The sequence below is a fragment of the Bacillus paranthracis genome, from assembly GCF_001883995.1.
GTDB classification, from domain to species: domain Bacteria; phylum Bacillota; class Bacilli; order Bacillales; family Bacillaceae_G; genus Bacillus_A; species Bacillus_A paranthracis.
On sequence record NZ_MACE01000049.1, the window covers coordinates 291,516 to 315,451 of the forward strand.

Below are 23,936 nucleotides of genomic sequence, written 5' to 3' on the forward strand. Positions count from 1 at the left end.
TTTAGAATCTGCTTTATTTTATATTTTGTTATAAAGAAATTTGTTTTGCTCTTATCCTTTAATTTTCAATGATATACTCATCATCATATTTATCGTATTGGAGCCCTGACCCTATTTTTGATTCCGTAACTTGATCTCTTAAAAACGGTGCAGCTTCCATCTTGCTAGTTGCAATTTCAATTCCATATTTCTTCGTTAAATGGGCTAATTCTATTAAAAACCACTCTCTTCGCAATGTAACTGGAATATCAAATGTCCTTCTTTTCATATATAATAGCACCTCTTTAATTTTCATAACTTAAAAAACATTATAGTATATGCATGTCCATTTTAAATGTGCTATTAATAAAATATAATTTTAGTTTACATAAAATTATTATGTAATAGTAGAAAGAGGCTTGTCCTCCTCTTTCTACTGCAGAGATTTAAATTAAGAACATCTTGGTACACCGAAAGCTAAGAATAAACCTGCTACTCCCGCTGTAATCGGTACTTTCAAAGTAATTACATCGTCTACCTTCGTTACTAGAAAGTAAGCATTACCTTCTTGTAACACACAATTCACTAACAATTGAAATTCCATTCAAATCTCCTCCTTTCAATCGATATACTATACTTTATGAATTCTCTTTAAAAACGTAATAGGAAATATATCTATTTTTCCTTATATACAAAATAAATGTTTATAAGTCTATTAAAAATATTAATTTTCTAAATTTATATAAATCGTGTAATATCCAGTAAGTTCCTATATAATCAATAATGAAAATCTTACAAATGGAGGTATAAAAATGGCAATTTTGAGTAATATTGGTGCAGCTTTATTTTTTATTGCTTTTATTCTTTTAATCTTATGTATTATTTCATTTTTCAAGAAAAATGGAAAAGCAACACAGTATGGTCGTCCTACTGTTATTCTTTTTATGATTTCGATTATATTGATGGTAACTGGCTCAACAAATTCAGAACATCCAGTCATCGAATTTTTTACTATTTTAAGTTTCATTTTATTTATTTTCTTCCTTGTACTAGCAATCTTATCTGTAATTAAAAAGACAGGTGTAGCAAAAAAACAATTTATTATCACTGCTATTTTATTTGTTATTTTTGGTGCGTTATCAAGTATTTCAAATCCTACTTCTGAAAAAACGACAGCAACTAGTAAAAAAGTTGCTTCTAACACTACAGAACAAAAAGATAGCGACAAAAAAGAACTAGAAAAAAAGGAAGCAGACGAAAAAGCTCAAAAGCAAGAAGATGAGAAGCGTCAAGCCGAGGAACAAGCTCGTAAGCAAGAGGATGAAAAACGCCAGGCTGATGAACAAGCTCGTAAACAACAAGAAGAACAAAAACGTCTTGCTGATGAACAAACTCGTAAACAACAAGAGGAACAAAAACGCCAGGCTGATGAACAAGCTCGTAAACAACAAGAAGAGCAAAAACGCCAGGCTGATGAACAAGCTCGTAAACAACAAGAAGAGCAAAAACGCCAGGCTGATGAACAAGCTCGTAAACAACAAGAAGAGCAAAAAACACAGCAAACTCAAACACAACCTGCTTCAGGAAATACTAGTAGTGCATATTACAAAAATTGTGCCGCAGTTAGAGCTGCTGGGAAAGCTCCCCTATATAAAGGACAACCAGGTTATGCCTCACATCTTGATCGTGATGGCGATGGAGTCGCATGTGAAAAATAGCAATAAAAAAGAAGCTTCTAGTAAGCTTCTTTTTTATTATTACGTATAAGATCTAATTACTCTTCCATTCTTTTAAGCCCTATATCAATTCAAAATGGCATCTTATTTTTTAAATACTTGTACTATTAACCATTAACTGGAGCAATACTCCAATTAATGATTTCAATATTTTTCACCTCCACTTTCCCTTTGACAAGAACATGTGGAATTAAGTGAAACATCCCAAATCTTCTACCATTTTTGTATTCATCTCTATAATATTCTTTGGTGCAGGTATTTAATTGCTTTAATTCTTTATATTCATTAAAATTGATGAATTCTATTTCACATTCTTTTAATTCGCTATTTGCTCCACCCCAATTGTGCTTTGAGTACTTGTATATTGCCATACACTGACCCTTCAGTGCGCTAATAGGAATTTTATAAAACAATTTATTTGTATGAATGTTTACTCCTATTTCCAACAATACTTTATAAATCTCATAAGGATGCAGTGGTAAAAAATGCACGACATCATTCCATAAACATTCTAGTTTTGGTATTTTACGTGTTAATAAGTTCTCTCTTTGAGTATGATCTTTATATTTTTGTATATACTCACGATATAAATTTGGATATACCCTTTTCAATTCATTTAATGGGATTAAATATTCTCCTTTTAGTTCTTCTGGTACCATATGATAAACATATTCCATAAAAACCTCCTATAAAAGATATACTTCCTATCCCAAAATTCTTCGCCATCTTTTCTATAATGTCCTCTGTTGAAGAATAATCCTATTATTCTCAAATCAGACACATAATAAGTGATTTCAATCACCACGTTGTTTTTCATTTATCGCTATTCTTAATTTAGATATTACATTTAAACTTTATGGAGGCATTCATATGGAACATACATTTACTGAAACTTCTATTGTCGGTGAGATTGTTACACAGTTTCCGAAAGCTAGTGATCTTTTTAAATCCTATAGAATAGATTTTTGTTGTGGCGGTAATAAGCCACTTATTGATGCAATTCATGAAAGAAATTTATCAGCTACTGAAGTAATTACAGAGTTAAATACGCTTTATCATAATACGAAACGATTAAATGAATCTGAAATTGATTGGAAAAATGCTTCTTATCGTGAATTGATTGATTATGTAATTCATAAGCATCATCGTTATTTAAATGAAGAGTTACCACAGTTAAGTCCTTATGTGACGAAAGTATTACGTGTTCATGGAGCAAATCAGCCGCATTTAGCTAAAATTCATAAGCTATTTCATGAACTTAAAATGGAATTAGAACAGCATTTAATTAAAGAAGAAACAGAAGATTTCCCATTAATTTTAGAATTTGAAAAAAATCCAACTGATGAAAACTATGCAAAGTTACGTAAAGTAGTAGATGAACTAGAAAATGAACATAACCACGCTGGCAACATTATTAAAGAGCTTCGTAAAGTTACACATGACTTTACTCCTCCAGAAGGAGCTTGCGGCACTTATCGACTTGTTTACAATCGCCTTGAAGCGTTAGAGTCTGATTTATTTGAGCACATTCATGTAGAAAATAATATTTTATTTCCACGTGCCATTACGAGAGCGTAAATAAAGTGCAGGACATGAGTATACATACTGATGTCCTGCTTTTTCATTTTGCGAAACCTATCCACATCACCCTCACATAAATCAGAATTTTAACAATTTGTGAATCATTATAAAAATGTGATAAATATCACATCTCCCCCTTTCTTGATTTTCTATAATAAAAATATAATCCTTTGTTCAACATTTCACATAAAAAGGGGAAACGAAAATGAAAAAACGTTTAGTTATGATCGGAAATGGTATGGCTGGCATACGTTGTATGGAAGAAATATTAAAACATGATTGTGATTCATATGAGATTACTATTTTTGGAGATGAACCACACCCAAACTATAATCGCATTATGCTCTCTCATGTTTTACAAGGTAAAACAAATATACAAGATATCATTATGAATGAATACAGTTGGTATGAAGAAAACGAAATAACTTTGTATACAAATGAAAGAGTTCAAAGTATTGACCGAGAAGAAAAAGTTATTATTACAGAAAAGAATCGTACTCTTACATATGACAAGCTTATTATTGCAACAGGTTCTAGTGCTTTTATTTTACCGGTTGAAGGTTCCACTCTTCCTGGTGTAACAGGTTTTCGAACTATTGAAGATACACAGTTTATGATGGATACTGCTAAAGAAAAGAAAAAGGCCGTTGTCATTGGTGGTGGATTACTTGGTTTAGAAGCAGCAAGAGGTCTTATTGACTTAGGAATGGACGTACATGTTGTTCATTTAATGCCTAGCTTAATGGAGCAACAACTAGATACGAAAGCAGCTTCTCTACTGCGTGAAGATTTAGAAGCACAAGGCATGAAGTTTTTAATGGAAAAGAAAACTGTAAAAATTCTTGGTACAAACCATGTTGAGGGCATTCAATTTGAAGATGGTGAAGTTGTAGATTGTGATTTAATCGTAATGGCTGTCGGTATCCGACCAAATACGCAAATAGCAAGAGATGCTGGTTTAATTGTCAATCGCGGCATTGTAGTCAATGACTATATGCTAACAAATGATGAGTCCATTTATGCAGTTGGCGAATGTGCAGAACATGACGGTATCGCATATGGACTTGTTGCCCCTCTTTATGAACAAGGTGCAATATTAGCGAAACATATAACAAATTTACAAACTGATGGATATTCGGGCAGTATCGTCGGTACGCAATTAAAAGTTGCTGGTTGTGATTTATTCTCTGCAGGCCAAATTTATGAAGATGATCAAACGAAAGCAATATCCATCTTTAATGAATGCAAACGTTCCTATAAAAAAGTATTAATTCGTGACAATAAAGTCGTTGGTATCGTTTTATATGGTGACACAGCTGATGGTACACGCCTCTTTAGCATGTTAAAGAAAGAAGAAGATATACAAGAATATACACCAGCGTCCATTCTTCACAAAGCTGGTGAAGAAAGTGAACTTGATGTTGCTACAATGAGTGCAGATGACACGATTTGTGGATGTAATGGTGTTACGAAAGGAACAATCGTTCATGCCATTTTAGAACAAGATTTAACGACTTTTGAAGAAGTTAAAGGCTGTACGAAAGCCGCAGGGTCTTGTGGTAAATGTCGTCCGCTTGTAGAACAAGTTTTATCTCATACACTCGGAGATGCTTTTGATGCCTCAGCCCAGTCTGCTGGTATGTGCGGATGTACACCTTTATCACGTGATGAAGTCGTAGCGGCAATTCATGAAAAAGGCTTAAAATCACCAAAAGAAGTACGAAATGTTCTTGGTTTTGTACATGAAGATGGCTGTTCAAAATGTCGTCCTGCTTTGAACTACTATTTACGTATGGCGATTCCAGAAGAATATGAAGATGATAAAGCCTCCCGTTTCGTTAATGAAAGAATGAATGGTAACATCCAGCACGATGGTACATTCTCTGTTATTCCACGTATGTACGGAGGCGTTACAACAGCAGATGATTTAATGAAAATTGCTGAAGTTGCGAAAAAGTATGATGTTCCACTTGTGAAAATTACCGGTGCAAGTCGAATTGGCTTATACGGTGTTAAGAAACAAGATTTACCTAACGTATGGGCTGACTTAAATATGACTTCTGGATATGCGTATTCAAAATCTCTTCGTAATGTAAAATCATGTGTTGGCTCTCGTTTCTGCCGTTTCGGTACGAAAGATTCATTAGGACTTGGTATGCTCCTTGAACAATCATTAGAAATGGTAGATACACCTCATAAAATGAAGATGGGTGTAACGGGCTGTCCGCGTAACTGTGCGGAAGTACTTACGAAAGATTTTGGCGTTGTTTGTGTCGAAAATGGATACCAACTTTATATTGGTGGAAATGGTGGTACAGAAGTACGTGAAGCTGATTTTGTAATGATTGTCCCTACTGAAGATGATGTTCTTCACATCGCTACAGCTTACATGCAATATTATCGTGAAACTGGTATTTACGGAGAGCGTACTGCCTACTGGACAGAACGATTAGGCTTCGATCACATAAAAGAAATACTGCAAGATGCAAATATGGTCACTAAGTTAAATGAACGTTTCCAAACGGCCCGTGGCACATATAAAGAAGCTTGGGGACAAGCACTAGAAACGAAATCATTAAAAGCGATGTATGAAGTAGAAACTGTGAAATAAGGAGCTGTGATCTATATGATACAAACGAAAGATAAATTAAAAGTTATGCGTGCAGAAGATCTTCCTATTCAAATCGGTAAAGAGGTCCAAATGAAAGGTATGTCTATCGCCCTATTCCGCCTTTCAAATGGCGATATTCGAGCTGTAGAAAATCGTTGTCCTCATAAAAACGGACCGTTAGCCGAAGGAATTGTATCTGGTGAATTCGTCTTTTGTCCACTGCATGATTGGAAGATTTCATTACTAACAGGTGAAGTTCAAAAACCTGATGACGGTTGTATTCAAACGTACGAAGTAGAAGTCATTGATGGTGACATTTATATATATATGTAATTTACAAAAGGAAGCCTCCCCCCTGGCTTCCTTTTAAATAAAACTAGATGAGGTGCAATTATATGAACGGATATGTATATTTAGTTGGTGCAGGACCAGGTGATGAAGGGCTTATTACAAAGAAAGCGATAGAGTGTTTAAAACGTGCAGATATTGTTTTATATGACCGTTTACTAAACCCTTTCTTTCTTAGCTATACAAAACAAACATGTGAACTTATGTATTGCGGAAAAATGCCAAAGAATCATATTATGCGACAAGAAATGATTAACGCACACCTTCTTCAATTTGCAAAAGAGGGAAAAATTGTTGTCCGATTAAAAGGCGGAGATCCATCTATTTTTGGCCGTGTTGGTGAAGAAGCAGAAACTTTAGCAGCAGCAAATATTCCATATGAAATTGTACCAGGCATTACATCTAGCATCGCCGCTAGTAGCTATGCGGGTATCCCCCTTACCCACCGTAACTACAGTAATAGCGTTACTTTACTAACCGGACATGCAAAAGGTCCTTTAACCGATCATGGAAAATATAATTCATCTCACAATAGCGATACGATTGCCTACTACATGGGTATAAAAAACTTACCTACAATTTGCGAAAACTTACGACAAGCAGGAAAGAAAGAAGATACACCAGTAGCAGTCATTGAATGGGGTACAACTGGTAAACAGCGCGTTGTCACAGGGACACTATCTACCATTGTTTCTATCGTCAAAAATGAAAATATTTCTAACCCTTCTATGACAATTGTTGGTGATGTCGTTTCCTTACGTAATCAAATCGCTTGGAAAGAACGTAAACCATTACATGGTAAAAAAGTTTTATTTACATCCGCAACAAATAAAACAAGTGTAATGAAGCAAAGGTTACAAGAAGCTGGTGCAGAAATATATCAAATTCCAACTTTCAAAAAGGAAGAATATACATTAACCCTTGAACAAATCAATGAAATTTTTAACGTTGATCGCCTTGTTTTTTGTTCAGCTGAAAGTGTAGAAATTTTGATGCAATCATGTAGTAAGTACCAGAAAGATATTCGTTCCTTACAGGCAGAGCTGCAACACATGAACGTTGCCACTCAAGAAAAACTTATGCAATATGGCCTACTAAGTAAAGAAGCAAAGTTCTCTTCCGATACAACTGTTTATTTAGGCAGAAATATTAATCGGATTGCATTTATTCAAGAGAAAATTGGTGCCGGCTCCTATATGATGACTCATGAGTATACAATTGATCATCGTTTCGATGAAGTCCATTCTCGTATGCTTTCTGAATTCTTATGGGATAGCATTGTATTTGAAGGACGCGCTTCTATTGATACGTTTCTAGCAGAAGTAAAACGTCTTGGCTTTATCGATATTGTTACTCTCCCATTCTCGTATACCGACGTTCCAACTTTACACTATGCAAATAAAGTCGGGTTTCATAACGTAGATCATCAATTACAAGAAACTCTTATGAAGAAAGATATGGTAAGACAATGAAAGGAATTGTATATGTTGGACACGGGAGCCGGTTACAAGAAGGGAACGAACAATTCATTCACTTTATTCAATCTGTTATGAAAGAACGTAACGAAAGAATTCAAAAAATAGCTTTTCTAGAACTAACGACACCTACCATTTCGGATGCAGTTACAGAAACGATACTAGAGGGAGCAACTGAAATAATGATTGTACCTGTTTTATTATTTGCAGCAGCTCACTATAAATGTGATATTCCTTTTGAGATAGAACAAATGCAAAAGCAATATCCACATATAACATTTTCAGTTGTACCACCTTTTAGTACGCATCCGCATATGGTTGAACTTGTAGTGAAAAGAATACGTGAAGCTATGCCAATGCAAAATAGTAGTATTTTACTCGTAGGAAGAGGTAGTAGTGACCCCCAGCCCATACATGAGTTACAGCAAATTGGAGTAGCTGTCGAACAAAAACTCAGTATACCAGTATCGTGCTCCTTTTTAACGAAAGGAACGCCCTCTTTTACTGCTGAGCTAAAGACAATAACATCAACTGCATCCCATGTATATGTCATGCCCTACCTTCTCTTTACCGGATTATTGCTTCAAAAAATTAAGTTGTATACAAAAAAATACGATCACGTGACGACTTGTAATTGCCTACAGTTTGATACATATATGAAATTAACATTGTTAGAACGAATGGAGGAATGCATATATGTATAACATGTACCCCCTTATGTTTAATCTGCAAAATAAAGTGGTCGTTATCATTGGTGGAGGTAAAATTGCATATCGAAAAGCGTCTGGATTAAAAAATACAGGCGCTTTTGTCACCGTTATCAGCCCAGAAATTTGCGAGGAGATGAAGGAACTTCCTTTTATTACTTGGAAGCAAAAAACTTTTAGTAATGATGATATTAAAGATGCTCACCTTATTTATGCAGCTACAAATCAACATGCTGTAAATATGATGGTCAAGCAGGCCGCCCACGATTTTCAGTGGGTTAACGTTGTAAGTGATGGTACAGAATCATCTTTTCACACACCTGGCGTCATTCGACATGATGAATATGTTGTCACTATTTCAACTTCAGGTAAAGATCCATCGTTTACGAAGCGTTTGAAGCAAGAACTAACATCTATATTGCCTAAACTTATAAAAAAGATTTCTCGTACACATAAATTGTAGTCTATTTCTTAGTTAAAATCGTAATTACCTTTGGACAAACGTTTGTTAGGGGACGTTTGTTCTTTTTGTTGTAGTTCCGTTCTTTTATTCCATAAGCAATCTACGAAGAAAATGAATGGTGTTTGCAACTTGTAAGCAAGTAAATTTCATGACAAGTGCAACATTACGAGCAACTCTTTCTATTCAGTTTTTATATTGGATATTCATTCAACCAATTTAGCGCTTGTTCATAATCGTCAAAAAACTCTACGGATTCTTTTGTATTGGATTGTTGCAAATACTTCAGTATCTCTCCTTCTTCAAGAAGAAATGCAATTGCCTTGCTATGATTCAAAATAGTTTCATTGAAGAACTTCTCTTTCCATACTTTTTGAACAGAAAAATGATTTGGCGTGTATCCTTTTCTATCCACCAACAATTTGTATTTCCGCCCCTCAGAAATAAATTGCTGACAAATCTGCTCAAAGCCATTAAACCATTCATACACATCCTCTGTTTTAATCTGGCCAATTAGATGGGTAACAATCAAATCTCCTGAAATAGTTGTACTAATATTCTGTTTACTCATTTTAGAATCATCTCCCTTAAATACAATTATGAGGAAAAACCTCATAAAATCAATAAAGATAAAATTCTTACTTGACACTCCCGCCCCATCGCTATCATCCTAAGCTCATGTAATCTTAATTATAAGCGAGATTGCGTCTTTTTTCGCAAGTCTATATGTAAATGCTTTAAAGATTTGTATACGAAATAAACCTTAATGAGTTTCCTTTTTTGAATTAAGCCGCTTAATTCTCAGACACGATACAATTGTAAACGACACCTAATATATGAAAGACTGCTTTTTCTCATATCGATTCCCTTCCATCACTCGCCACCTCAAATCTATTCGTTTTTGCATGTAAATTCAAAACAAAATATATGACAAATAAATAACGACAGTTACTGTAACAATACTAAAAAGTGTTGAAAATAAAACGATTTGCGCATGTAGTTCAGGCTCTATTTGATACTCCATAGCAATGGTTGCTGTATTTCTTGAAGTAGGAAAAGAACTTGCAATAAATAATGATTGTGCAACAATACCATCAATGTTTAGTAGGTAGATCATGGTAAGTGCTACTAATGGTCCCATCAGTAACCTTCCAATTAAAGCCCATGTTATGACTCGATGGAAAAATTTAAGCTTAATGTTGGATAATTGCGCCCCTAGCAATATGAGTGCTATTGCAACAAAACCATTCGCAAGCTGATTAAGAGGTAGCAAGATAGAATTAGGTAATTGAATTGTAAAAGATTGAAAGAGAATCCCTAATACGAGCGCATGAAATACAGGCAGTCTTAGAAATGATTGAATAATACCTCCGATTGTTTTTGTTGCTGATAGTAAGTTATATATTCCATATGAATAGGTTAAAAGATTCTGGAAAATAACAATGAAAATCTGAATGGAAACCCCCACTGGATTGTGACTAAAAATCAATTGACTTACTGGTAATCCATAATTACCGGAATTCATTAACGAAATGCTATTTTTTAGAGCTGCACTTTCCCCTTTTTCTAACTTTAATATTTTTGAAATAAAATGACTTACTATGATCAGACTTAGACTGTAAAGCATTAAATAGTATATTATCTGGAGCAACAAATCTATTTCTATACGAATATCATATATATTCACAAATACAGCCGCAGGCATCAAGCAATACGTAATAAGTGTAGATAGTTGCTTTAAGTCAAATTGAAACTTTCTTTGTAAGATTGCACCAATTAGCATCAATATTAATATCGGTAATATTACGTCTAATATAATAAAAACAAACATTTACAACCTCATTCTACATATATTTTAGTTGGATTAAACACTTTACTACATATGGACCACATTTAATTCATCGGAAAACACCATTAGTTCTCAATAATCAGAAAAAACACTCATTTCATTTCCCTCCCCTCTCTTTTCTTTAACATAACAAATATGATCCATAAAGAAAATTATGGATTATTTATAGAAATTTATAATTTTATCTTATCGACCTAAACTGTATTTTTTAGTTTAAGTGTACTATTTCACAATATCTATTAGCCTTACTAAAGAATCTGGTCCTAAAGAATATAGCGAAGCCTATTATATTACGAAAAGAACCACCCCAAAATACTTTGGGACGGCTCTTTTTCTTTATTAATGATTCTTTAACATCACTAACAGCTTTTCTTGACTATACATCCAGACTGTAATAATTAAACAAGCAAGTGCGACTTCTGATAACGCCATAAATCCTATTGCATAATGACCTGTTAGTTGGAATAGTAATGTTAAAATTAGAGGCGGGAAGAATCCTCCTAGTCCGCCTAAAGCTGAAACGAGTCCGTTTACAATACCAGCTTGTTCAGAGAAATACATTGGAACGAGTTTGAAGATTGTACCATTACCGATACCTGCGCAAAATGCGACAAGTAGGCAACCAAATGTATATACGTTCATGCTAGGCATAAATGATAAAATAATACCTGAAAGTGTTAAACCGATAAATACGAAGATTAATATTTTAAATGGATTAAACTTATCACCGAGCCAACCACCAATCGGACGCATAATTGTTGCGAGTACGATGAATCCGGCTGTACGTATACCTGCATCTACTTTCTCTAATCCGAAATGAGATACTAAAAAGTTTGGTAAATATACTGTAAATGCAACAAATGATCCGAAAGTTAAAAAGTAAAAGATACATAAAAACCAAAGTTTCTCATTTTTATATACACCTTTTATTTGTTCCATTAGTGGTGTATTCACTTTTTTCTCTTTACGATCACCTAATAAAAAGTTCATAAGTGCAAACGCTGCAAGTAAAATTAAATAACATTGTACTGTCGTTCTCCAGCCAACTGAAGTTGCGATAACAGGCGCTAAAAATGAAGTAATTGCTGTTCCAGCGTTACCGACACCGTAAATACCATTTACAAAACCGTGACTCTCTTTTGGAAAGTATTTTGGTAAAGAAGTTACTCCTACAGAGAATACAGCACCACCGATTCCTACAAATAATCCACCAATAATTAAATCCATCATAGAATTGGCAACACTAATATAAAAAACAGGAAATAATAATAGAATAAAACTAATAAAGAATAATTTTCTTGCTCCGAAACGATTGGTCCAATAACCAATTGGAATGCGAAGAACAGAACCTAAAATAACGGGTACTGCTGTTACCATAGAAATTTGTCCCGCAGTTAATGGAATATCCACTTTAATATAGGGCATCAATGATGATAAAATAACCCACACCATAAAACCGATAATTAGATTAGAAGTTTGTAAACTTAATTGAAAATTAGGACTTTTCATCCTGTTCCCTCCTATGTATACGTAGTTATATTCATTCCCTCCAGCCTAATCACGTTCTTACATGATTAGGCTGAAAAGAATCAACCACCACTTACTGGCGGAATCATTGCTACGACATCACCAGTTTGAATAATGTCATCCTCATTTGCGTATTCTTCATTTATCGCGACCATAATCTCGTTTGAAATTGCTACATTATATTCCTTAATCAGAACTTCCTTCAGCTTCGCGACTGTAATATTTTCACAATCTATGTGTAATGCTGGCTTACTTACTTCTTCTTGTAAATGTGCAAATAATAGTACTTCAATCAAATTCTCATCTCCTTTCCAGGCTCGCCATTACCATATGCTGTTTTCTCTAACTGATCGCCTATCCACGACTCACTATCTTCCCAAAACTCTTTTTTCCATATCGGAATAATTTGTTTTATACGTTCCATAATATATTCATTCGCCTCATAAGCAGCTTTCCGATGCGGTGTAGCAACAGCAACGACAACAGCCAAATCAGAAATTTGTAATGTACCAATGCGATGTGTAATTGCCACATATGTTCCAGGCCATTTCTCCCCTACTTCGGTACCAATTCTCTCAAGCTGTTTCTCCGCCATCGTCTTATAAGCTACATACTCTAAATAAAGCGTACGTCGGCCTTTCGTAAATTCTCTAACAGTGCCAATAAAAGTAGTAATCGCACCACACTCACGCCGAATTACTTTGTTTGTCACTTCTTCAATTGATATAGGTGTATCAATTACTTCATAATACGTATGTGTCATTTCGCACCTCTTATCTTTGTATAAATTAGCAACCTATTTTTCTATTATTTGTATGAACGAAGCGATTCTTTCCATGGCCATTCACTTCCGCTGGTTAATTCTAATAACAGTACCGAAACAGTAATTCCAGCTTTAAATCCTCTCGTTCCCCCTGGCAAAACAATAAATGCATTCGCTTCTGCAAGTGAAGAAATTGCGCTAGATTTATCTAAACCAACTGGTGTAACTTGCAATTGATCATCTACAATTTCTACTCTCCCTCTTACAAATCGAGTAAACGGATTTGCTTTCGGAAAGTCTTTTTGTAAAATTGCCTCTGCACGAAATACGTGCGAATCTTTTCTATGCAAGTATGTTCCAATGACTGGTCTAACATATAATTCACAACCGACATAACAAGCTGAAGGATTACCAGATAAACCAAATAGTAGTTTTCCTTCTACCTCAGCTACAGTTGTCACACTTCCTGGTCGCATCGCTATTTTGTTAAAAAGTACATTAGCTTGTAATCTCTCATAAATAGCAGGCAAATAGTCATAGTCTCCTACTGAAACGCCACCAGTCGTAATTAAAATATCAACTTCTTTTATCGCCTTTTTTACATTGTTATAACACGTCTCAAAATCGTCAACGAATTGTCCATAATACCGTACAACTCCGCCCGCTCGTTCAATTTGCGCTGCTATCATATAGGAGTTACTATTTCGAATCTTCCCTGGCTTTAATTGTTCATGTACTTCAAGCAGTTCGCTACCCGTCGTTACTATTCCAATAATCGGCCGTTTTACAACATGTACGGAACTATAACCAAACGTAGCAAGAAGTGCTGCAACTCCAGGATTAATAACAGTCCCTTCTTTCACAAGGATAGTATTTTGTTTTACATCTTCACCTTTAAAAGAAATGTTATCACCGGCTGCGAAACAGCGTTTTAATGTCATATAAGTCTTTTCGTTTTTTTCAAATCCTTCCGTTAGTTCTAACATAACAACCGCATTACACCCTCTCGGAATTGCGGCCCCTGTCATAATACGGACAGCTTGAAATGCTTTCACTTCTTCTGTAAAAACAACCCCTGCTCCAATTTCACCAATCACTTCAAACTGAATGGGATTACTGCTACTTGCTTCTTTTGTATCTTCCGCTCTAATCGCAAATCCGTCGTACGGAGAGCGATCAAAATGCGGGACATCATGATCTGCAATAACATCTTCTCCAAGCGTTCTTCCGTAACTTTCTATAAGAGAAACCTCTTCTGTTTCACCTTGATAAGCATATTTCATTACTCGTGCAACTGCTTCCGCCACTGGAATTGGTATACGTTTTGCTAACATTCTTTTTCACCTCGTTTTAATAAGGAGAAACTTTCTTTCTGTTCATCCTATATATTTTGCGTACAATCGTTTTCCTATTTTCACATCATTTGTCCCATGAACAAATGCCCTACCGTCTGTAAATAAAACGAAACGATATTCATCAATTAGAAATGATAGTAAGTACGGCGTTTTTTGGACATGTACAATTTTTTGTAATCTTTTTTTAATTTCGTTTAAATTTAGAGCTCTCTTTATTCCTGGACGGATTTGAACTGTATTCCGTCCGCATAGCACCTCCGTTTTCACCTGTGATTCAAATGTTAAACTTGGGTACGTACGTGTATTTCCGCAAGATGGACATGTACTTTTTTTCTGTTTATTTACTTTTAATGAGAGAAATTGATTGTTCCAAATATCAAATGATAACATTGTTCCTCGTAGCGTCTCGAAATCATCCACCAATATTTTCATTGTTTCTGTCACTTGGTGAGCAACAACCATCTGTACAGCTGGCTGAATAATTCCCGCTGTATCACATGTTGCACCGCCCATCGGATGATCCATTAAGCAGCGAAAACATGGTGTTTTTCCTGGAAGAATTGTGTACGTTACACCGTAACTTCCAATGCATCCACCGTATATCCAAGGTATATTTTCTTTTTGTGAAATATCATTTATAAGTAGACGCGTATCAAAGTTGTCAGTCGCATCTAATATGAGATCCACTTCTTTCGTTAACTCTTCCATTTCTTTCATTGTGACATCCGTTACAACTGGTACAATTTCCACCTCAGAATTAATCCTTCTTACATGTTCTGCCGCTGCAATTGCTTTTGGTTTGCATTGTTTTGCATCTTCTTCTGTATATAACTGTTGCCGTTGTAAATTACTCCATTCGACATAGTCACGATCGGCAATTGTCAATTTCCCAATTCCCATCCGAACGAGCGCTTCTGCATTTGCAGCTCCTAGCGCCCCCGCACCAATTAAGAGCACATGCTTTTCCCTTATTTTCCTTTGTCCCATTTCACCTATTCCAGAAAACAATACTTGTCTTGAATATCGCTCTTGCATAAGGAATCCTCCTTTCGCTATCCACCAATGTAAGACATCTCAACTTTTTGACGTTTATTTGTACTTTCCGCCGTTCTTTCATCTGAATATCGATCTGTTCTATATCGCCATGTATGTTGTAAAATTTTTAATAGTGATGCATCAGAAATATTTTCTCGAAGAAGCGATCGTAAATCCGTTCCTTTTTCTCCAAATAAGCACGTATAAAACTTGCCGTCTGCCGAAATACGGGCTCTCGTACAAGAAGAACAAAATGACTCAGATACTGAAGTAATAAATCCAACTTCGGCATCGCTTCCTACATATCGATACAATTTCGCAACTTCTCCAAAGTAACGAGGTTTAACAGGTTCAATTGGATATACACGATTAATTTTCTCTATTAATTGTTCCTTCGTAACGACTTGTTCAAAGTTCCATCCGTTCGTACTGCCTACATCCATAAACTCAATGAAACGTAACTGTATTTCTTGTTCTTTAAAATACTGAGCCATAGGAAGAATTTGACTATCATTCATCCCTTTTTTTACGACCATATTTACCTTTACTTCTAATCCAGCTTCCTTCGCTGCTTCAATTCCTTTCAGTACAGGTTTCGTACTTACATGTCTTCCATTAATTTTTTGGAAGACACAATCCTCTATTGCATCTAAACTAATATTTACACGCTTTAATCCTGCTTCTTTTAGCGCCTTAGCTTGTTTTGCTAAATGAATTCCGTTTGTTGTGAGCCCAATATCTTTTAAGCCTTCTAGCTTTGCAAGTCTTCCAATTAACTTCGGTAAGTCTTTACGCAATAAAGGTTCACCGCCAGTAAGCCTAATTTTATTAACTCCCATACTTATAAATAATCTCGCTAACCTTTCTATTTCATCAAACGTTAATAAACACTCTTCCTGTAAAAAAGCATAATCAGGTCCGAACACTTCAGCAGGCATACAATATGTGCACCTAAAATTACAACGATCAATAACTGAAATGCGTAAATCTTGAAGTGGTCGCTTTAAAGAATCTTTCATGTTCTCGTGCATCTATATCCCTTCTTTTCTGCTGCAATCCTTAGTAAGCTTTCATTTTTTTATTTGCCTTTATTATAAAAAAGAAGCTACATATTCAATGTGACTTTTCTCACATCACTTTCCCCATTCAAAAACTTTTCACAAATCCGTTCGCATTTTGTTCACATCTTCAGGCCATACTCCTTACGGTCATTGAAATTTTACATTATTTTTAAAATAGCTCTTGCATTTTCATCATATTTACACTCAAAATAGGAAATGTATTGCTTATAAGAAGAAAGGTGATTGCTGTGGCAAACAGTATGACATTATCTCAAGATTTAAAAGAATTACTTGCATCTGTTGAATATAAAATGCAGATAAAAAAAGGTAGTTTTATTTTTCAAGAAGGTATGGAGGCAACCGAACTCTATATCATCCACTCAGGAAAAGTACAAATTAGTAAACTTAGTGCTGACGGACAAGAACTAACACTTCGAATTTGTTCGGCATACGACATTATTGGAGAATTAACATTGTTCACGGATAATGCGAAGTATTTATTAAATTCAAAATGCCTTGAAGATGTTGAAGTAGGCGTTATAAAGCGTGAAGCGTTAGAAAAAGAATTACTCCAAAAACCAGCTCTTGTATTTGAATTTATGAAATGGATTAGTGAACATTTAAGAAGAATGCAAACGAAGTTCCGAGATTTAGTATTACACGGCAAAAAAGGTGCCTTATATTCTACTCTCATACGAATGACAAATAGTTATGGTGTTTTAAAGGAAAATGGTATTCTCATCGATTTACCGTTAACGAATCAAGAACTTGCTAATTTCTGTGCAACTTCACGTGAAAGTGTAAATCGAATGTTAAATGAATTAAAAAAGCAAGGTACAATTTCTATTCATAAAGGAAAGATTACAATACACGATTTACAATTTTTAAAATGTGAAATTGCTTGTGAAGATTGTTCTGCTTCTGTTTGTAGTATTGATTAGCGTCTTATTTAGGTACTTATACCTATAAGGAAAGCCGAGGTCTCCAATTAGATCTCGGCTTTCCTTATAAATTACGAAACATATAAAACTAATTTATTTTTTCAATTCATTTGGAATACGTCTTCTGTAAATTACATAGCTACGGCTTACATATTTAATTGGGGCACTAAATACGTGTACCAGTCTAGTAAATGGCCATACTGCGAAAAGCCCCATTCCCGCAAGAATATGAATTTTAAACCATACAGGTACTTCCTTCATATAATCAACTTTCGGTTGAAAAACGAAGAGGCTTCGGAACCATGGACCGATCGTTGTACGATAATCAAATCCTTTTGAGTCGATATTTAAAAACGTTGAAGAAAGTCCTGCTAGCATTACGATAAGTAATAGAATAAGCGCAATATAATCTCCCTTTGTACTCGTTGCAATGATACGTTTTACCGTTACGCGGCGGTACGTTAATATAATTAAACCGATGATTGAAGCAACCCCTGCTGGAAGCCCAAAACTAATTGCTACTACATGATACATATGCTCAGAAATACCTATGGAACGGTATACAGCTTCTGGAATTAAAATCCCCATAACATGCCCGCCAATTACGAACATAATCCCAAAGTGGAATAATATACTTCCGATTCGGAGCATTTTCTTTTCTAATAGTTCACTAGATTTTGATGTCCAACCAAATTGATCATAGTTGTATCTGAAAATATGTCCACCGATAAAGATTGCAAAAATGATATAGGGAAACAATACCCATAGAAATTGATCCATCATTTTGACAACTCTCCTTTCTAATTTGTCTGTACACCCCATGTATCGATAGCAAGTAAAACAGCCGAAAGAATTGGTTCATACATACTATCTGCTTCTTTTAACTGAACGTGTAATGCTTGTATATTCTCCTTGTATTTACTCATAATTGGTTCACTGTCTTGCTCATTTGCATTTGCAAAAAACTCGAGTAATAGCGGTAAGTAATCAGGTAGTTCTTTATCTGTTACTTCAAAACCAGATTTTTTATAGTGCTGTTTTAACTCTAGTAATTCAATACCTCTTTCTCTTTGTTCACCGGTGTTCATATACGTTAAATACATATTTGTCTTCTTACCAAAATCAAATGTATATACGTAACTATCAATAAGTTGATCGTTCGTTTTATGTAGTGCTTGTTTTATAAATGTTGTAAGTGATGCTTTAACGTCTTCTTGTTCAATCGCTTCAATCTCTTCTAGTAATTCAGTTAAAGCTTCTCTCCACCCAAGTTCCGGGTAAGAGAGAAGGAATGAAGAACATGAAAAAGCAGTTTGTAAACTTTGTCTCATAATTTTCTGCCCCTTTATTTAAGAAATTGTCATACAAGAGCCTGGACCACCTGTGAATGATAAACCACAGCTTCCTTGTTCGCTATATAAATCTGCCACTTGTTCACGGTGAGATGTCGGGATGACGAAGCGATCTTTATATTTTGCAATGGCAAGAAGACGATACATATCTTCTACATCCTGTTTCGTTAAACCAAGTTCTTTTAATACAGCTTCATTTGGTTCTTTATTAATTTGCAGTGCTCTCATATGCGTTCGCATAACAGCCATTTTTTTCAATGTAAGTCGAATGTGTGATTCATCTCCTGCAGTGAGTAGATTCGCTAAATATTGAATTGGAATACGCATATTATCGATAGCAGGGAAAATCTCTTCTGCTTGCCAGTTACTACCTTTCCCTTCCACCATATTCATAATTGGGCTAAGCGGTGGGATATACCAAACCATTGGCATTGTACGATACTCTGGGTGAAGTGGTAGAGCAATTTTCCAATCGATAATCATTTTATAGATTGGTGACTGTTGTGCCGCTTTAATCCACTCTTCAGGAATGCCTTGTTTTTTCGCTTCAGCTGCTACTTCAGGATCATTTGGATCTAGGAAAACAGTAAGCTGAGATTCATATAAATCTTTTTCATTCTCAACAGAAGCCGCTTCTTTTACTTTGTCAGCGTCATATAGCATTACCCCAATATATCTGATACGTCCTACACATGTTTCCGAACAAATTGTTGGCATACCAGCTTCAATACGTGGGAAACACATTGTACATTTTTCCGCTTTATTCGTTTGCCAATTAAAGTACACTTTTTTATATGGGCAAGACGATACGCAGAATCTCCATGCACGACATGCGTTTTGATCCACAAGAACAATCCCATCTTCTTCCCGTTTATACATCGCACCAGATGGACAAGACGATACGCAAGATGGATTCATACAATGTTCGCATATGCGTGGTAAATACATCATAAAGACATTTTCAAAATCGGTTTTAATTTCTTCTTCCATTTTCTTTACGTTCGGATCTTGTAATCCTGTTATATGTCCACCAGCTAAATCATCTTCCCAGTTTGGACCCCATTCAATTTTGTCGATAAATTCGCCTGTAATTGCTGATTTCGGACGAGCAACTGGCTGATGCTTACGCTGCGGACTATTTGTTAACGTTTCATAATCATAGTTCCACGGTTCAAAGTAATCATCAATTGTTGGTTGATCTGGATTGTGGAAAATATTCATAAGGCGCTTCATTTTCGAACCGGATTTCAGCTGAATTTCACCATTTTTCAATTCCCAGCCACCTTTATATTTCTCCTGATCTTCCCATTGCTTCGGATAACCAATGCCAGGTTTCGTTTCTACGTTATTGAAATACATATATTCAGCACCCGGACGATTTGTCCAGGTGTTTTTGCACGTTACGCTACAAGTATGGCAGCCGATGCATTTATCTAGGTTCATTACCATTCCGACTTGTGCTTTAATCTTCAAGCCAATCTACCTCCTTCAGTTTGCGAATTACAACGTTTAAATCGCGCTGGTTCCCAGTTGGACCATAATAGTTAAATCCATAACTTAATTGACCGTATCCACCAATCATATGTGTCGGTTTTACGTGAATTCGAGTTGGACTATTATGCGTTCCCCCGCGATTACTTGTTAATTTCGTTCCAGGTACGTTAATGTGGCGATCTTGCGCATGGTGCATAAACGCCATTCCTCTCGGTATACGGTGCGTTACAACTGCACGTGCTACAACAACACCGTTACGGTTAAAGCACTCAATCCAATCATTATCTGCAACACCAGCTTCTTCAGCATCTTCTTTATTCATCCAAACAGTTGGACCACCTCTAAATAGCGTTAACATCGGTAATGAATCAAAGTACATACTATGAATGGACCACTTATTATGCGGTGTTAAATAGTTTAGTGTAATCTCTTTCCCTTCTACTTCAGGTCGTGATTTACGGAACGGTTTATGTTGCAGAATTGGTTTAAATGTTGCCATCGTTTCACCAAATTCTTTCATCATGTCATGATCTAAATAGAAAGATTGTCGTCCAGTGATTGTTCTCCAAGGGATGAGACGTTCTACATTTGTTGTAAATGGTGAGTAACGGCGCCCACCTTTTTCAGAACCTGTAAAGGCTGGAGAAGTAATTACTGTTTTTGGCTGCGCTGTAATTTGTTCAAATGTGAAGCATTCTTCTTCACGTTCTTCTGCTAAATCACGTAATTTTAAATCTGTTTGTTTTTCAAGTGCTTCCCATGCTTTTACAGCCATATGACCATTTGTTGTAGAAGAAAGCGTTAATACCGCTTCAGCAGCATTGATTGCTTCTTTTATGTCTGGACAACCTTTCGCAATAGAATCTGTTCGAACAACTCCTAATCGGCTTTTTAATTTCTCATACTCTTTTTCTGCCGACCAAGAAATTCCTTTCGTACCAATCGGTTGTTTCCCGGCATTTGGTCCAAGTGCTGTCATTTTGTCATAAATCGTTTTATAATCCCTTTCGACAACATGAATTTGCGGCATCGTTTTACCTGGTATTGGTTCACACTCACCTTTGCTCCAATCTTTAATCTTACCAAGTGGTTGTGCTAATTCTTGCGGTGTATCATGAAGAAGTGGTGTTGCAACAACTTCTTTCATTGGTTCAAGATCAATTTTCTCTGCTAAATCTGACACAGCTTTAGAAAGTGAAGTGAAAATATCCCAGTCAGAACGTGCTTCCCATGGCGAACCGATTGCCGGATTAAATGGATGTACAAATGGATGCATATCTGTACTGCTTAAATCGTGTTTTTCATACCAAGTTGAAGCCGGTAAGACGATATCAGAATAAAGCGCTGTTCCAGCCATACGGAAATCTAAATTAATAAGCAAATCAAGCTTCCCTTCTGGCGCTTCTTCATGCCATTTCATTTCTTCTGGTCGTAATGAATCACTATCATCATTCATTAATCCGTTCGTTGTACCTAATAAATGTTTTAAGAAATATTCGTGTCCTTTACCAGAACTTGAAATTAAGTTTGCACGCCAAACGAATAAGTTGCGCGGGAAGTTATTTTTGTTATCTGGATCTTCAATCGCAAATTTTAGTTCTTTTTCTTTTAATTTTTGTGCAACATATTTTCCGATTTCTTCTTGTGTTGTTGCACCAGCAGCAACAGCTTCTTTATATAGTTCAATTCCATTTTTCTCAAATGTCGGATAAGAAGGTAACCAGCCAAGTCGCGCCGCTAATACGTTGTAATCACCGTGATGTTGATAACGAGAGTTGCCTTCGACTGGTGATGCTAAATGTCCCACTGGTGTATCTTCATAGCGCCATTGATCTGTTACGAAATAGAAGAAAGATGTACCGTTTTGTAATTTCGGTGGCCCTTGCCAATCTTTTGCCATTGCGATTGTTTGCCATCCTTCTGCTGGTCGTAATTTTTCTTGCCCAACGTAATGCGCCCAGCCACCGCCGTTTACACCTTGTGCTCCAACGAGAAGTACAAGATTTAAAACGGCGCGATAAATTGTATCAGAGTTAAACCAATGGTTAATACCAGCCCCGACAATAATCATTGAGCGACCATTCGTATCAACAGCATTTTGTGCGAACTCACGAGCGATTTGAATAATAAGCTCACGTTTTACTCCTGTCATTTTCTCTTGCCATGCAGGTGTAAACGGCACGTCATCATTGAAGTCTTTCGGCTCTTGTCCACCAAGCCCTCGGTTCACACCGTAATTTGCTAACGTTAAGTCATATACAGTAGTAACGAACACTTCGCCCTCTTCTGTCATAACCTTTTTCACTGGAATTGTACGTTCTAATACTTTGTTTCCATCATCAGAGAAGTACGGAATTTGTACAGTTCCAACATAATCTTCCATTCCAAGTAAAGAAAGACGTGGATCAATCTTTTCGCCTGTTTCTTCATCTTCTAAACGTAAATTCCATTTCTTTTCGTTATCCCAACGTGACCCCATTGTGCCGTGAGGTGTTGCAAAATCGTTCGTATTTTCATTCCAAAGTACAGGTTTCCATTCTCCTAACTTTGTTTCGCGTCCAATATCAGAAGCATTTAAGAATCGATCCGCAACGAATTGGTCTCCTTTTTGTTTCAATGTAACGAAGAAAGGAAAATCAGTATATTGCTTCGCATACTTTGTGAAGTATTCCACTTGATTATCTACGTAAAATTCTTGTAAGATCACATGCCCCATTGCCATCGCAAGTGCACCGTCTGTACCTTGTTTCACACTAATCCAATCATCTGCAAACTTTGTTGACTCAGCGAAATCAGGACTGACAGAAACGACTTTCGTTCCTTTATATCGAACCTCCGCTAAAAAGTGTGCATCTGGTGTTCTTGTCATCGGTACATTTGAACCCCATGTCATAATGTAACCAGAGTTATACCAGTCACTACTTTCTGGTACATCTGTTTGATCACCCCAAATTTGCGGAGAAGCTGGTGGTAAATCTGCGTACCAATCATAGAAACTAAGCATCGGTCCACCCATAAGTTGCATAAAGCGGCTGCCTGCAGCATGACTTAACATCGACATAGCTGGAATTGGTGAAAAGCCAACATTTCGGTCTGGACCGTATTTCATTACTGTATATAATAATGAAGCTGAAACGAGTTGTAACACTTCATCCCAATTCGCACGAACGAATCCCCCTTTACCACGTGCCTGCTTATACTTGCGTGCTTTTTCAGGGTTTTCCACAATGCTTTTCCAAGCATCTAATGGTGACTCATTATTTTGTAATTCCTCTTGCCACATACTCCAAAGAACACCACGTACATACGGATATTTCACACGAAGTGGACTATAAATGTACCAAGAAAAACTCGCTCCACGTGGACATCCTCGTGGTTCAAAGTCAGGCATATCTGGACCTGTTGTTGGATAGTTAAGCTCCTGTCCTTCCCAAGTTACAATTCCATCTTTCACATAAATGTTCCAACTACATGAACCAGTACAGTTCACGCCATGTGTAGAACGAATTACTTTATCATGCTGCCAACGCTTTCTGTACACATTTTCCCATTCACGATCTTCATATGTTTCTTGTGTATGATTATCGTTATAACGATCTATTGGTGAAAAATATTTTAAACGTCTCATTAGTGCTGAAGGTTTCTTCTTCATACTGTTCACT

The 23,936-nt window shown here is 36.0% G+C and carries 23 protein-coding genes; 8 read left to right on the forward strand and 15 right to left on the reverse strand.

Annotated features, from left to right (window positions below):
• Positions 1-58: 58 nt before the first annotated feature.
• Both BAQ46_RS18535 and exsG read right to left on the reverse strand, forming a co-directional pair.
• Complete coding sequence (locus tag BAQ46_RS18535) at positions 59-268, reverse strand: hypothetical protein (protein ID WP_000830253.1); 210 nt, start codon at positions 266-268, stop codon at positions 59-61.
• 162 nt (positions 269-430) lie between these two features.
• Entirely contained in the window at positions 431-583 is a 153-nt protein-coding gene (gene exsG / locus BAQ46_RS18540) for an exosporium protein ExsG (RefSeq protein ID WP_000395675.1), read from the reverse strand.
• 208 nt (positions 584-791) lie between these two features.
• Here exsG and BAQ46_RS18545 point away from each other — a divergent pair, with 208 nt between their 5' ends.
• The gene (locus BAQ46_RS18545; protein WP_000996474.1) at positions 792-1,697 is read left to right on the forward strand and encodes an excalibur calcium-binding domain-containing protein; all 906 of its coding nucleotides are present in this window, start codon (positions 792-794) and stop codon (positions 1,695-1,697) included.
• Positions 1,698-1,822: 125 nt separating this feature from the next.
• Here the strand turns inward: BAQ46_RS18545 and BAQ46_RS18550 are convergent, their stop codons facing one another.
• Complete coding sequence (locus BAQ46_RS18550) at positions 1,823-2,392, reverse strand: hypothetical protein (protein ID WP_000456963.1); 570 nt, start codon at positions 2,390-2,392, stop codon at positions 1,823-1,825.
• Positions 2,393-2,585: 193 nt separating this feature from the next.
• On the opposite strand from BAQ46_RS18550, the gene ric reads away from it, so the two are divergent.
• From ric to BAQ46_RS18580, 6 genes are all read left to right on the forward strand, one after another.
• A complete protein-coding gene (gene ric, locus BAQ46_RS18555) occupies positions 2,586-3,293 on the forward strand; it encodes an iron-sulfur cluster repair di-iron protein (RefSeq protein WP_000401354.1) in 708 nt (235 codons plus the stop codon).
• Between the two features lie 208 nt (positions 3,294-3,501).
• Complete coding sequence (gene nirB / locus BAQ46_RS18560; protein ID WP_071742402.1) at positions 3,502-5,907, forward strand: NADPH-nitrite reductase large subunit; 2,406 nt, start codon at positions 3,502-3,504, stop codon at positions 5,905-5,907.
• A gap of 15 nt (positions 5,908-5,922) precedes the next feature.
• Complete coding sequence (nirD, locus tag BAQ46_RS18565) at positions 5,923-6,240, forward strand: nitrite reductase small subunit NirD (protein ID WP_000616674.1); 318 nt, start codon at positions 5,923-5,925, stop codon at positions 6,238-6,240.
• A gap of 62 nt (positions 6,241-6,302) precedes the next feature.
• A complete protein-coding gene (locus BAQ46_RS18570; RefSeq protein WP_061130739.1) occupies positions 6,303-7,727 on the forward strand; it encodes a uroporphyrin-III C-methyltransferase in 1,425 nt (474 codons plus the stop codon).
• The gene (locus tag BAQ46_RS18575; protein ID WP_046197555.1) at positions 7,724-8,434 is read left to right on the forward strand and encodes a sirohydrochlorin chelatase; all 711 of its coding nucleotides are present in this window, start codon (positions 7,724-7,726) and stop codon (positions 8,432-8,434) included. Before BAQ46_RS18570 ends, BAQ46_RS18575 begins: the two co-directional genes overlap by 4 nt.
• On the forward strand, positions 8,427-8,900 hold the full coding sequence (locus tag BAQ46_RS18580; RefSeq protein WP_000282597.1) for a precorrin-2 dehydrogenase: 474 nt from the start codon (positions 8,427-8,429) through the stop codon (positions 8,898-8,900). Before BAQ46_RS18575 ends, BAQ46_RS18580 begins: the two co-directional genes overlap by 8 nt.
• A 190-nt stretch (positions 8,901-9,090) precedes the next feature.
• On the opposite strand, the gene BAQ46_RS18585 is transcribed toward BAQ46_RS18580, so the two are convergent.
• The 8 genes from BAQ46_RS18585 to moaA form a co-directional block, all read right to left on the reverse strand.
• The gene (locus BAQ46_RS18585; RefSeq protein ID WP_249024559.1) at positions 9,091-9,513 is read right to left on the reverse strand and encodes an STAS/SEC14 domain-containing protein; all 423 of its coding nucleotides are present in this window, start codon (positions 9,511-9,513) and stop codon (positions 9,091-9,093) included.
• A 297-nt stretch (positions 9,514-9,810) separates the two neighbouring features.
• Entirely contained in the window at positions 9,811-10,728 is a 918-nt protein-coding gene (locus BAQ46_RS18590) for an AEC family transporter (RefSeq protein ID WP_061130738.1), read from the reverse strand.
• Positions 10,729-11,085: 357 nt separating this feature from the next.
• Positions 11,086-12,255, reverse strand: a complete 1,170-nt coding sequence (gene narK, locus BAQ46_RS18595) for a nitrate transporter NarK (RefSeq protein ID WP_000841846.1) — start codon at positions 12,253-12,255, stop codon at positions 11,086-11,088.
• Positions 12,256-12,335: 80 nt separating this feature from the next.
• Positions 12,336-12,569, reverse strand: a complete 234-nt coding sequence (gene moaD / locus BAQ46_RS18600) for a molybdopterin converting factor subunit 1 (protein ID WP_000573674.1) — start codon at positions 12,567-12,569, stop codon at positions 12,336-12,338.
• On the reverse strand, positions 12,566-13,036 hold the full coding sequence (locus BAQ46_RS18605) for a molybdenum cofactor biosynthesis protein MoaE (protein ID WP_000149956.1): 471 nt from the start codon (positions 13,034-13,036) through the stop codon (positions 12,566-12,568). The genes moaD and BAQ46_RS18605 overlap by 4 nt, the downstream gene beginning before the upstream one ends.
• Positions 13,037-13,080: 44 nt before the next feature.
• Positions 13,081-14,370 (reverse strand): molybdopterin molybdotransferase MoeA, encoded by a 1,290-nt coding sequence (gene moeA / locus BAQ46_RS18610; protein ID WP_071742404.1) that lies wholly within the window; start codon positions 14,368-14,370, stop codon positions 13,081-13,083.
• Between the two features lie 42 nt (positions 14,371-14,412).
• Positions 14,413-15,426, reverse strand: coding sequence for a molybdopterin-synthase adenylyltransferase MoeB (locus BAQ46_RS18615; RefSeq protein WP_071742406.1), 1,014 nt, complete (start codon positions 15,424-15,426; stop codon positions 14,413-14,415).
• Between the two features lie 17 nt (positions 15,427-15,443).
• Positions 15,444-16,457 (reverse strand): GTP 3',8-cyclase MoaA, encoded by a 1,014-nt coding sequence (moaA, locus tag BAQ46_RS18620; protein WP_000545027.1) that lies wholly within the window; start codon positions 16,455-16,457, stop codon positions 15,444-15,446.
• A 278-nt stretch (positions 16,458-16,735) separates the two neighbouring features.
• On the opposite strand from moaA, the gene BAQ46_RS18625 reads away from it, so the two are divergent.
• Positions 16,736-17,428: a Crp/Fnr family transcriptional regulator gene (locus BAQ46_RS18625; protein WP_000013859.1), complete on the forward strand. Its 693-nt coding sequence runs from the start codon at positions 16,736-16,738 to the stop codon at positions 17,426-17,428.
• 93 nt (positions 17,429-17,521) lie between these two features.
• Here the strand turns inward: BAQ46_RS18625 and narI are convergent, their stop codons facing one another.
• Genes narI through BAQ46_RS18645 form a run of 4 tightly spaced genes read right to left on the reverse strand, consistent with a single transcriptional unit; the run spans position 17,522 to position 23,926 of the window.
• Positions 17,522-18,211 (reverse strand): respiratory nitrate reductase subunit gamma, encoded by a 690-nt coding sequence (gene narI, locus BAQ46_RS18630; protein ID WP_000969201.1) that lies wholly within the window; start codon positions 18,209-18,211, stop codon positions 17,522-17,524.
• Positions 18,212-18,228: 17 nt separating this feature from the next.
• The gene (narJ, locus tag BAQ46_RS18635; protein WP_001249920.1) at positions 18,229-18,759 is read right to left on the reverse strand and encodes a nitrate reductase molybdenum cofactor assembly chaperone; all 531 of its coding nucleotides are present in this window, start codon (positions 18,757-18,759) and stop codon (positions 18,229-18,231) included.
• A gap of 18 nt (positions 18,760-18,777) precedes the next feature.
• Positions 18,778-20,253: a nitrate reductase subunit beta gene (narH, locus tag BAQ46_RS18640; protein ID WP_000692687.1), complete on the reverse strand. Its 1,476-nt coding sequence runs from the start codon at positions 20,251-20,253 to the stop codon at positions 18,778-18,780.
• The gene (locus BAQ46_RS18645; protein WP_071742408.1) at positions 20,243-23,926 is read right to left on the reverse strand and encodes a nitrate reductase subunit alpha; all 3,684 of its coding nucleotides are present in this window, start codon (positions 23,924-23,926) and stop codon (positions 20,243-20,245) included. Before BAQ46_RS18645 ends, narH begins: the two co-directional genes overlap by 11 nt.
• Positions 23,927-23,936 lie beyond the last annotated feature (10 nt).